The sequence below is a fragment of the Pseudomonas sp. LBUM1645 genome (assembly GCF_059716185.1).
The window spans coordinates 931,496-943,124 of the sequence record NZ_CP166811.1 but is presented as its reverse complement, the minus strand read 5'-3'; the positions used below and the strand labels follow the sequence as shown (position 1 = coordinate 943,124).

General features: G+C 58.6%; 10 protein-coding genes. 3 read left to right on the top strand and 7 right to left on the bottom strand.

What is annotated here, in order from left to right:
* Positions 1 to 38 precede the first annotated feature (38 nt).
* The 5 genes from ACA079_RS04000 to kdgD all read right to left on the bottom strand — a co-directional run bounded on the left by ACA079_RS04000 (position 39) and on the right by kdgD (position 6,666).
* Positions 39 to 980, bottom strand: coding sequence for an AEC family transporter (locus ACA079_RS04000; protein WP_497702653.1), 942 nt, complete (start codon positions 978 to 980; stop codon positions 39 to 41).
* A 186-nt stretch (positions 981 to 1,166) separates the two neighbouring features.
* Positions 1,167 to 2,720, bottom strand: a complete 1,554-nt coding sequence (garD, locus tag ACA079_RS03995) for a galactarate dehydratase (protein WP_046052868.1) — start codon at positions 2,718 to 2,720, stop codon at positions 1,167 to 1,169.
* 11 nt (positions 2,721 to 2,731) lie between these two features.
* Complete coding sequence (locus tag ACA079_RS03990) at positions 2,732 to 4,204, bottom strand: MFS transporter (protein WP_497702652.1); 1,473 nt, start codon at positions 4,202 to 4,204, stop codon at positions 2,732 to 2,734.
* A 43-nt stretch (positions 4,205 to 4,247) separates the two neighbouring features.
* Positions 4,248 to 5,693 (bottom strand): aldehyde dehydrogenase family protein, encoded by a 1,446-nt coding sequence (locus ACA079_RS03985; RefSeq protein ID WP_497702651.1) that lies wholly within the window; start codon positions 5,691 to 5,693, stop codon positions 4,248 to 4,250.
* A 61-nt stretch (positions 5,694 to 5,754) separates the two neighbouring features.
* Positions 5,755 to 6,666, bottom strand: coding sequence for a 5-dehydro-4-deoxyglucarate dehydratase (gene kdgD / locus ACA079_RS03980; protein ID WP_008148911.1), 912 nt, complete (start codon positions 6,664 to 6,666; stop codon positions 5,755 to 5,757).
* A 238-nt stretch (positions 6,667 to 6,904) separates the two neighbouring features.
* On the opposite strand from kdgD, the gene ACA079_RS03975 reads away from it, so the two are divergent.
* The 3 genes from ACA079_RS03975 (at position 6,905) to ACA079_RS03965 (ending at position 8,902) form a co-directional block, all read left to right on the top strand.
* Positions 6,905 to 8,221: a phospholipase gene (locus tag ACA079_RS03975; protein ID WP_497702650.1), complete on the top strand. Its 1,317-nt coding sequence runs from the start codon at positions 6,905 to 6,907 to the stop codon at positions 8,219 to 8,221.
* A 14-nt stretch (positions 8,222 to 8,235) separates the two neighbouring features.
* A complete protein-coding gene (locus ACA079_RS03970) occupies positions 8,236 to 8,427 on the top strand; it encodes a hypothetical protein (RefSeq protein WP_497702649.1) in 192 nt (63 codons plus the stop codon).
* Between the two features lie 250 nt (positions 8,428 to 8,677).
* On the top strand, positions 8,678 to 8,902 hold the full coding sequence (locus ACA079_RS03965) for a hypothetical protein (RefSeq protein ID WP_283182944.1): 225 nt from the start codon (positions 8,678 to 8,680) through the stop codon (positions 8,900 to 8,902).
* On the opposite strand, the gene ACA079_RS03960 is transcribed toward ACA079_RS03965, so the two are convergent.
* Together ACA079_RS03960 and ACA079_RS03955 are read right to left on the bottom strand one after the other, a co-directional pair.
* Complete coding sequence (locus ACA079_RS03960) at positions 8,899 to 9,648, bottom strand: FadR/GntR family transcriptional regulator (RefSeq protein WP_046045828.1); 750 nt, start codon at positions 9,646 to 9,648, stop codon at positions 8,899 to 8,901. The genes ACA079_RS03965 and ACA079_RS03960 overlap by 4 nt on opposite strands.
* 165 nt (positions 9,649 to 9,813) lie before the next feature.
* A complete protein-coding gene (locus ACA079_RS03955; protein ID WP_497702648.1) occupies positions 9,814 to 11,541 on the bottom strand; it encodes an ABC transporter ATP-binding protein/permease in 1,728 nt (575 codons plus the stop codon).
* Positions 11,542 to 11,629 lie beyond the last annotated feature (88 nt).

Below are 11,629 nucleotides of genomic sequence, written 5' to 3'. Positions count from 1 at the left end.
CCGCGATGAGGCCCTTCAAAACACCACAAATTTTGGGGTTAAATCCACCCGCCCCACTGCAACAAAAAGATCCCGACGTTGGTGGTGATCGCCGCCATCAACGTGGTGATCACGATGATCGCTGCCGCCAGTTCATGATTGCCATTGGCCTGACGGGCCATGACAAAACTGGCCGCGGCGGTCGGGCTGCCGAAGTACAGGAACAGAATCCCCAACTCCGCACCACGAAAGCCCCAGAGCCACGCACCCAGCGTCGCCAGAACCGGCAGGCCGATCATCTTCACCAGGCTTGAGCTGAGCGCCATGTTGCCGCTTTTGCGCAGTGCCGCCAGCGACAGCGTGCCGCCAATGCAGATCAGCGCCAACGGCAAGGTGGTTTGCGCCAGGTATTGACCGGACGTCTCCAGCCATCCCGGCAAGCTGATCTTGAAGTAGGCAAACGGCGCCGCCGCAAACACGCTGATGATCAGCGGATTGACCATCACGCTTTTGCAGATGCTCCAGGGGTCGGACTTGATTACTGGGCTGTACACCGCCAGCACAATGGTCGAGAGCGTGTTGTAGAACAGGATCACCAACGCCGCGAGAATCGCCCCGAGGGAAATCCCGTAGTCGCCGTACATACTCGCCGCCAGCGCCAGCCCGATGACCCCGTTGTTTCCGCGAAAGGCGCCCTGGGTGTAAATCCCCCGGTCTTCCCGCGGGCACTTCCAGATCGCCCAGCCCCAGGCGATGGCGAAACTCGCCAGGGTGGCGAGCGAGAAGTAGATGAGCAGCGCCGGTTGCAACGCGGCGTGCAGGTCGGCATGCAGGATGCCCAGAAACAGCAACGCCGGCATGGTGACGTTGAACACCAGGGCCGATGCAGTGTGGATGAAGTTGTCGTTGATCCAGTCGATGCGCTTGAGCAGCGCCCCCAGAAACAGCATGGCAAACACCGGCGCGGTGATGTTCAGGGTTTCGAGGAAGATAGCCAGCATGCCGGGGGTAACCTTGGGTGAGCGTCGTTAGGGGGCTAATGATAAGCCAGCAAGTCCCTCGGCGTCTGTTAGGCCGCTATCGCGAGCAAGCTCGCTCCCACATTTGTCCAGTGTCGAACACAAAATCTGTGTACGGCGAAAATCCACTGTGGGAGCGAGCTTGCTCGCGATGCAGGCGACTCGGTCTCAGGTGATGGGTGCAGGGTTGAACAAGGTGATGTCGTTATGCAGCTTGTGCTTCTCTGCCCACGTCTGCTTCTTCCCGCTAGCCACGTCCAGGTAGTAGTGAAACAACTCCCAGCCCAGATCCTCAATCGAAGCCCGCCCGGTCGCAATTCGCCCGGCATCGATGTCGATCAAATCCGGCCAACGCTGCGCCAGCTCCGTCCGGGTCGACACCTTCACCACCGGCGCCATCGCCAAACCATACGGCGTGCCACGCCCGGTGGTGAACACGTGCAGGTTCATCCCCGCCGCCAATTGCAACGTCCCGCAGACAAAATCACTGGCCGGGGTCGCACAGAAAATCAGCCCTTTGCGCTTGAAGCGCTCACCAGGACCCAGCACCCCGTTGATCGCGCTGCTGCCGGATTTGACGATCGAGCCCAGGGACTTCTCGACAATATTCGACAACCCGCCCTTCTTGTTGCCCGGTGTGGTGTTGGCGCTGCGATCCGCTTCGCCCTTGGCCAGGTAACGGTCGTACCAGTCCATCTCGCGCACCAGTTCCTGAGCGACTTCTTCTGTTTCCGCCCGTGAAGTCAGCAGGTAAATCGCGTCGCGCACTTCGGTGACTTCGGAAAACATCACCGTCGCACCCGCGCGCAATAACAGGTCCGAGGCATAGCCCAGCGCCGGGTTGGCAGTGATGCCGGAAAACGCATCGCTGCCGCCGCACTGCATGCCGAGAATCAGCTCGGACGCCGGCACGGTTTCCCGGCGACGCTGATCGAGCTTCTTCAAACGGGTCTCGGCCAACGCCATGATCTGCTCGATCATCTCGGTGAAACCGTGACTGGAATCCTGCAAGCGGTACAACCACGGATCGCTCAAATCCACCGAGCTGTCGTTCTCGTGCATCACCTGCCCGGCCTGCAATTTCTCGCAGCCCAGGCTGATCACCAACGCTTCGCCACCCAGGTTCGGGTTGCGCGCCAGGTTGCGCACGGTACGAATCGGGATGTACGCGTCAGTCGCGGTAATCGCCACGCCACAGCCGTAGCTGTGAGTCAGCGCGACCACGTCATCGACGTGCGGATACTTGGGCAGCAACTCGTCCTTGATGCGCTTGACCGCATGGTCCAGTACGCCGGTGACGCACTGAACAGTCGTGGTAATCCCGAGAATGTTGCGCGTGCCGACGGTGCCGTCGGCGTTGCGATAACCCTCGAACGTGAAGCCTTCCAGCGGTGCCTGCGCCGCCGGCACTTCGGTGGACAGCGGCAAGCTGTCCAGCGGTGGCGCGGTGGGCATGCGCAGTTGATCTTCCTTGACCCAACTGCCGCGCGGAATCGGCTGCAACGCGTAGCCGATGGTCTGCCCGTAACGAATCACCTGACCACCCTCGGGAATATCCTCAAGGGTGACCTTGTGGCTCTGTGGCACGAAATCCACGGTGACCAGGCCGTCCGGAAACTCGGTGCCGGCCGGCACGCCTTGGTCATTGACCACGATCACTACGTTGTCCCGCTCGTGCAGGCGGATGTAGCGCGGCGAGTCGGAATGTTCAATCAACTGCATGACGCCGCTCCTCAGGAATGCGCTTCAGATAATTTGGTCAGCTCAGGACCGGTGCTTGGCGGCTCTTTGAGCACCACGCGTTTGATCGGACCGACGATCACCAGGTAGCTGAATACTGCGACCAGTGCGTTGCAACCGACAAACACCAGCGCCCATTTGAACGAACCGGTGGAGCTGATGATGTAGCCGATGACGATCGGGGTGGTGATCGATGCGATGTTGCCGAACATGTTGAACAGGCCGCCACTCAAACCGGCGATCTGTTTCGGCGAGGTGTCAGACACCACCGCCCAGCCCAACGCGCCCACGCCTTTGCCGAAGAATGCCAAGGCCATGAAGCCGACGACCATCCATTCGATGTCCACGTAGTTGCAAGCCACGATACTGCTGGAAACCAGCAAACCGGCAATGATCGGCGCCTTGCGGGCGAAGGTCAGGGAATGGCCCTTGCGCAGCAGGTAGTCGGAAATCACGCCACCGAGCACGCCACCAATGAAGCCGCAGATCGCCGGCAACGAAGCAATGAAACCCGCCTTGAGGATGGTCATGCCGCGTTCTTGCACCAGGTACACCGGGAACCAGGTCAGGAAGAAGTAGGTGATGCCGTTGATGCAGTACTGGCCAAGGTACACGCCGAGCATCATGCGGTTAGTCAGCAACTGGCGGATGTAGTCCCACTTCGGACCGTCGACCTTTTTGCCTTTGCCTTTGTCCTGGTCCATGTCGACCATGCCGCCGTTGTCGGCGATGTGCTTGAACTCGGCGTCATTGATCATCGGGTGCTGACGCGGGCTGTGGATAACCTTCAGCCAGATCCCCGAGAAGATGATGCCGATCACGCCCATGACGATGAACACGTGCTGCCAGCCGAAGCTGTAGACGATCCAGCCCATCAGCGGCGCAAACAACACGGTAGCGAAGTATTGCGCCGAGTTGAAAATCGCAGACGCCGTACCGCGTTCAGCGGTCGGGAACCAGGCCGCAACGATGCGTGCGTTACCGGGGAAGGATGGCGCTTCGGCCAGGCCCACCAGGAAGCGCAGCATGAACAGCGCAACCACCGCCGTGGACATGCCGAACTCACCGACATAACCCTGCAACACGGTGAACAGCGACCAGGTGAAAATGCTCAGTGCGTACACTTTTTTCGAGCCGAAACGGTCCAGCAGCCAGCCACCGGGAATTTGCCCGGCCACGTAGGCCCAACCGAATGCGGAGAAAATATAACCGAGGGTGACCGCGTCAATGCCGAGGTCTTTTTGCAGGCTGGAGCCCGCGATTGCGATGGTAGCCCGGTCTGCGTAGTTGATCGTGGTCACCAGAAAAAGCATGAGCAAAATCAAATAGCGGACGTGGGTCGGCTTGGTCGCTTGCATGTAGATGTACTCCCACTGATTATTTTTATGCGCGGGTGAATCTTGGTGTGTTCCCTGTAGGAGCTGTCGAGTGAAACGAGGCTGCGATCTTTTGATTTTTAAAAGCAAAGATCGCAGCCTGCGGCAGCTCCTACAGGGGTATTGCGATGTGTCAGGAGCCGATGTAGCTAGTCTTCACGACCGTGTAGAACTCTTGCGCATAGCGACCTTGCTCGCGGGACCCATAGGATGAACCTTTACGCCCACCGAATGGAACGTGGTAATCCACGCCCGCCGTCGGCAGGTTGACCATCACCATCCCGGCCTGGGAGTGGCGTTTGAAGTGGTTGGCGTACTTCAACGACGTGGTGGCGATGCCCGCCGACAGACCGAATTCGGTGTCGTTGGCCATGGCCAGCGCAGCCTCGTAATCCGCGACGCGAACCACGTTGGCCACCGGGCCGAAGATCTCTTCGCGGCTGATACGCATCGCAGCTTCGCTGTCGGCAAACAGGGTTGGCGCGAGGTAATAGCCTTCGGTATCGCAGGTCACCAGACCACCGCCGCTGACCAGACGTGCACCTTCGGACTGGCCGATGTCGATGTACTTCATGTCCTGTTCAAGCTGCGCTTGCGAGACGACCGGACCGATGTCGGTGCCGGCTTTCAGCGCGTGACCGACCTTGATCGACTTCATGCGCTCAGCCACGGCTTCGACGAACTTGTCGTGAATCCCGGCGGTGACGATGAAGCGGCTCGAGGCGGTGCAACGCTGGCCGGTGGAGTAGAACGCGCTTTGTACCGACAGCTCGACCGCTTGCTTGAGGTCGGCGTCGTCGAGAATGATCTGCGGGTTCTTGCCGCCCATTTCCAGCTGAACCTTGGCCTGGCGCGACACGCAGCTGATGGCGATCTGACGACCGACGCCCACGGAACCGGTGAAGCTGATGCCGTCGACTTTCGGGCTCTGCACCAGCGCATCGCCAACCACTCGACCGCTGCCCATCACCAGGTTGAACACGCCGGCCGGGAAGCCTGCGCGGGAGATGATTTCGGCCAGTGCCCAGGCGCAACCCGGCACCAGATCAGCCGGTTTCAACACGACGCAGTTGCCGTAGGCCAGGGCCGGGGCGATTTTCCATGCAGGGATCGCAATCGGGAAGTTCCACGGCGTGATCAGACCGACCACACCCAGCGCTTCGCGAGTCACTTCGACATTCACACCCGGACGTACCGATGGCAGGTAGTCGCCGGACAGACGCAGGCATTCACCGGCGAAGAACTTGAAGATGTTGCCGGCGCGAGTCACTTCGCCGATCGCTTCAGGCAGGGTCTTGCCCTCTTCCCGAGCCAGCAAGGTGCCGAGCTCTTCGCGGCGAGCGAGGATTTCAGTACCGACTTTATCCAGCGAATCGTGGCGAGCCTGAATGCCCGAAGTCGACCACGCGGGGAACGCAGCGCGGGCGGCGTCGATGGCGGCGTGAACTTGAGCCAGATCAGCCTTGGCGTACTCGCCGATGGTATCGGTCAATTCGGACGGGTTGATATTGGTGGAGTAATCGCTACCCGCAACCCATTCACCGTTGATGTAGTTATCGAAACGCTTTGCATTTGCCACTGGATATTCTCCTCACGCAAAAGGCCGCTGATTACTCAGCGGCCTTGTTTAATCGGGTGTGTTACTGCGCACCTTGCTTGTCGATCAGCGCGGCCAGAGCTTCGTACTCTTCTGGCAGCAGATCGGTCAGCGGTGCACGCACGGGACCTGCGTCATAGCCGACAATTTTTGCCCCAGCCTTGACGATGCTCACTGCGTAGCCGGCTTTGCGGTTACGGATGTCCAGGTATGGCAGGAAGAAGTCGTCGATGATCTTGCCGACGGTGGCGTGATCTTCGCGGGCAATGGCGTGGTAGAAATCCATCGCGGTTTTCGGGATGAAGTTGAACACCGCCGAGGAGTAAACCGGCACGCCCAGTGCCTTGTAGGCGGCGGCGTAGACTTCAGCGGTCGGCAAACCACCCAGGTAGCTGAAGCGATCACCGAGGCGGCGACGGATCGACACCATCAACTCGATATCGCCCAGGCCATCCTTGTAGCCGATCAGGTTCGGGCAGCGCTCGGCCAGACGTTCCAGCAGCGGCGCAGTCAGGCGGCAGACGTTACGGTTGTAAACCACCACGCCGATTTTCACCGATTTGCACACGGCTTCAACGTGAGCGGCAACGCCGTCCTGGCTGGCTTCGGTCAGGTAGTGCGGCAGCAGCAACAGGCCTTTGGCACCCAGACGCTCGGCTTCCTGTGCGTATTCGATGGCTTGACGAGTCGAACCGCCAACGCCGGCCAGAATCGGCACGCTGGTTTCGCAGGTGTCGACGGCAGTCTTGATGATTTCCGAATATTCGCTGGCCGCCAGAGAGAAGAACTCACCGGTGCCGCCCGCGGCGAACAATGCCGAGGCGCCGTATGGGGCCAGCCATTCGAGACGTTTGATATACCCCGCGCGATGGAAATCGCCCTGAGCATTGAAATCGGTAACCGGGAAAGACAGCAGACCGGAAGAGAGGATGGACTTCAGTTCTTGTGGATTCATTATTCGAACACCCTGGATAGCGACGTATGTGTGTGAGGAAACCGTTCAGCCTTCGCCGAAGTTGTAGGTCATCGTACAACTTAAATAATAACCGTCAACTGCATTTCATCGCCAACCGCAGAATTTGAGTCGGAAAGGTATTTTCTTGACGTAGGAAATTTCTCATCTATGATCCAGACAACTGTATATGCATACAGTTATTTTTTGATCGTACCGACGACATATCAAGGAGATAGAAATGTCAGGTCTACACGCACAACCGAAGGAAAAACCGAAACAGGTCATTGCCGAACTGGATGATCTTTTTACCGAACATGGCATCCCTCTGATCGGGGAAAACCAACACGTGGTCTTGCAGATTGCTGATCATCACAACTCTGCATCTGCCCTTCCCGCCTCGCTACCCACAGCCCCCGGTAAAGCCCTGAAAGGCAAGCCACAGCTGAGGTTCGAGGGTGGTGAACACACCGCCATCGGCGACAGCACCCTGCTGCGTTTCGTCAAGGATGCGCCCGCTATCCCGGCTTCACAGGTGGAGCTGCATTTACCCAATGGGCTGGCGCTGACCTATGGCCAAGTCGTTGCGCTGGGGGGTGATTTCTATGGAATTCCCGATCAACCGATCAGCGAAGGCGCGACAGGCGCCGAGCGAATCCAGCGTTTTACCAATGCCTTCAACTCGCTGGCCGTGCTGCCTGCTTCTAACGCTGAGGCCAAGCTGATCCTCGGTGTCATGCAAAAGGAAATCGCCGCGATCAAGCAGGCGATCAAGGACGGTAAACAACCTCACGAAGCCTATGACGCCCTCGGTGATACGTTGTCGGAAGAGTGGAACAAGATCACCGGCGGCGGCAGTGTCGTCTCGGCGTTGTTCCCATTTGGCCGCTACCTGAAACTGGCCGCCAACAATGCCGATCACTTCGCCGAATGGGCGCTGCTCGCCTACATCGCCGGGCACACCGCAGCGGTGCAACAAGCGGTGCTGGCCCACGCCAGCGGCGATGAAAAGCAGTTGGAGCTGGCCTATGCGATGAACGCTTTTGCCGACCACTACCTGACCGACCTGTTTTCCGCCGGCCACCTGCGAGTGCCGCGCAAACAATTGGCAGCGGTGGTCACACCCAGCGATCTGGGTTCGTTGATCACTCGTTTCATGCACGACGAAGACAGCAAATTCGGCCTCAATGTGCGCAACGGCAATGGCGATCAATGGCATGCGTATGGGGACAAACGCTACTTCGACGCCATCGACAGCGCCAATCGCGACCAGGTGACTCAGGCGGTTCAGGTGTCTGCGGATGAAGTGTTCGCGGCGTACCTCAGCGGGATCGCACCGTCGGCCGGCAGCTTTGCTGCGTTGAAAAAACTGCCTGATCTTCAAGCGGTGCTGAACCCGACGGGTAATTTCTCGCCGTTGTTCAAAGTCGAGGGCAACAAGGTGCTGCGGCGCAAGGACGTCAACAACCTGAACGATACCGCCACCGTGGACGACTGGTGGGGCTGGAGCACTTATTTGCTGCTCAAGGATTACAAACCGACTGGCAACGTTGCCTGATAAGGAGATCGATGATGACTATCAAATTGAAACTGGAACTGGCTTCGGGGCAATCGCTGAAGGGTGCACCGCTGGAGTTGTTGGCTGATGGCAAGCCAATTGCCAAAGCGGTGGTGGATAAGTTTGGGGAAGTGGCGTTCGATGCCAAGCCCAAGGCAGAAACACTGGCGGTGCGAGTGGATCGGGGGATTTTGGAGACTGCTTGAAGATTGATTGAAGGCTACTGGCCCCATCGCGGGCAAGCCCGGCTCCCACAGGTTTTGTGTCGATCACAACAGTGCGAACACACACAAAACCCTGTGGGAGCCGGGCTTGCCCACGATGGCATTATCTGTGACACCGCGGTAGGTGCGGATTGACGCCGACCATTCATCGAAACTGGTATTTCTTACAGTTTCGAACCCTCTGCCTCCAAGGCTTAATCGGGCAGTCAATCACTGCACAGGCGAATACCCCATGAGCACAATCCACCGGTTTAACTTTCCTGCCAAAACCAGACATGCAGCTCTAGAGCTGCCATCAGATTTTGACCTGAATGTAAGCGTGGACAACATCGTCGAGTTTGAAACACTGCCCGGTCAGTACTGGAAAATCACCCTGAAGATATTCAAGGTGTTGCTGAACAACACCGTTGAGTATGTCGATTACAAAACGGTCGAGGTAGAAGATCCTTACCCCTAGCCGCGCTGCGCCTCAGCCTCTTCATGCGCATGACGCAGCCGTTCGCGGCTATTCGTCAAATGCAGCCGCATCGCCGCCCGCGCCGCATCCGAATCCTGACGAGCAATCGCATCGTAAATCTCTTCGTGCTCTCGGCTCAGACGATTCATGTAGTGCTGTTGGTCGTCATGGGCGAGGCGCGCGGAGTTGAGGCGCGTACGCGGAATGATGCTGGTGCCCAGGTGGGTCATGATGTCGGTGAAATAGCGGTTGCCGGTCGCCAGAGCGATTTGCAGGTGGAACTGGAAGTCGGACGCCACGGCATCGCTGGCATGGGAAACACTTTCATTCAACGCATCCAGCGCAGCTCGCATCAATGCCAGCTGCTCGGGGCTGCGGCGTTGCGCGGCGAGGCCGGCGGATTCCACTTCGAGGCTGATACGCAGTTCCAGAATCGCCAGCACGTCACGCAGCGTGACCACGGTCGCCGGGTCGATTCGGAAACCGCTCGGGCTTGGGGTGTCGAGCACGAAGGTGCCGATGCCGTGGCGGGTTTCAACCTGCCCGGCCGCCTGCAAACGGGAAATCGCTTCGCGCACCACGGTGCGGCTGACGCCATGGGCATCCATGATCGCCGACTCGGTGGGCAACTTGTCGCCACGCTTGAGGTGACCGTCGCGGATCTGCTCGGACAGCACCGTCACCAGTTCCTGAGCGAGGCTGCGGCGCTTGCGAGGGAGGCGTGGTGCGTCGATCGGGTTTTCCATGGTGAACGTCTTTCTCGAAAGTTGCGGCTGAAACCGCATCATAGCTCAACGCGGTTGTACGATCACCACACCCCGTAGGAGCTGCCGAAGGCTGCGATCTTTTGGCTTTGATTTTGAAGATCAAAAGATCGCAGCCTTCGGCAGCTCCTACAGGGATTGTGGGGTTTACGCGGTTACGGTTTGGTCCACCAAGTGGCCATTCTCGATACGTACATGCCGTGGATGGAACCGCTTCAGGCTGCTGCGATGTCCGACGCTGACAATGCTCAAGCCCGGAATCTCATCGATCAAGGTCTGATACATCAACGCTTCGTCCTCCTCGTCCATCGCTGAGGTCGCTTCGTCCATGTACAGCCATTGCGGTGCGTAAAGCAGCGCACGAGCGAAGGCCAGGCGCTGTTGCTCACCCGGCGACAACATGCGCTGCCAGTGATTGGCTTCGTCCAGACGGGCAACGAGATGCGGCAAACGGCAGGCTTCCAGCACGTGAACGTAGCGCTCCTGCGGATACGTATCGCCAGACTGTGGATAACTCAGCGCTTCACGCAGACTGCCAATCGGCAGATACGGTTTTTGCGGCAGGAACAAATAACGCGCCGCCGGCAGACGAATACTGCCGTGGCCAGCCGGCCAAAGGTGCCCCATCGCTCGAAACAAAGTGGATTTACCGCTGCCGGAGCGACCGCTGAGCATGACGCGCTCACCCTCCTCCACGGTCATGTCGGCGCTGGTCAGCAGGTGACGACCGTCGGCCAGATCAAGGCCAAGGTTATGCACCTTCAACGCCGAGCCCTGGTTTTGCACATCAATCGCCGGCGCACGCTCTTCGTTGTCGGTCATGGCCTGGCGGAAACTCAGCAGACGATCACAGGTGGCGCGCCATTCGGCAAGGTCCTGGTACGCCGTGATGAACCAACTGAAGTTGTCCTGGACGTTGGCGAACGCCGAGTTTATTTGCATCAGCTCACCCAGCTCGATCTTGCCAGCGAAGTAACGCGGCGAGGCGACCATGAACGGGAAGATGACGGCGATCTGCTCATAACCGGACGTAAAGAAGGTCAGGCGCTTGGACACTTTCATGATGTCCCAGAAGTTGTGCCAGACCATCCCGAAACGGCTGCTCAAGCGGCGGTTCTCATTGGGCTCGCCGTTGTACAGCGCAATACTTTCGGCATTCTCGCGAACCCGAACCATGGAGAAACGCAAGTCGGCTTCGAAACGTTGCTGGTTATTGTTGAGGCCGATCAGGCGACGGCCAATCAAATGCGTCAGCCAACTGGCGACGGCGGCGTAAACCAGTGCGCACCAGAACATGTAGCCGGGAATCGTGAAACCAAACACTTCGATACTGCCCGACACGCCCCACAGAATGATCGAGAACGATACGAGGCTGACGACGTTGCGAATCAACCCGAGCCCCAGGCCCAGCGTGTTGGTGGTGAATTTATTGAGGTCTTCGGAAATCCGCTGGTCCGGGTTATCGGTGTAACCGCCCTGCTCCAGCTGGTAGTAATTCTTGTTGTCGAGCCAACGGGTAAAATGCTTCTCGGTGAGCCAGGCCCGCCAGCGAATCGTCAGCATCTGCGTCAGGTAGAGTCGATACACCGCGCCGAGAATGGCCACCGCCGCAATGCCGCAGAAATACAGGATCAACTGCCAGAAGGCCGCTTCGTCCTTTTTCTGCAGGGCGTTGTAGAAGTCCTTGTACCAACTGTTGACCCATACCGAAATCGCCACGCTGAACAGCGACAGCGCGATCACGGCGATCAGCAACGTCCAGGCCTTGCCCTTCTCTTCGCTGCGCCAGTAAGGGGTGGTCATCGCCCAGACTTTGCGAAAAAACTGCCCGCGCACAGCATCATTGACCGCGGAATATTCAGCGTTCTGATTCATGGATAAGGCTCGATAAAGAAAAGAACACACACGAACCGATCATAGATGATCGGTTCGGTTCCTCGCGAGGGCTGGCGATAATCGTTCA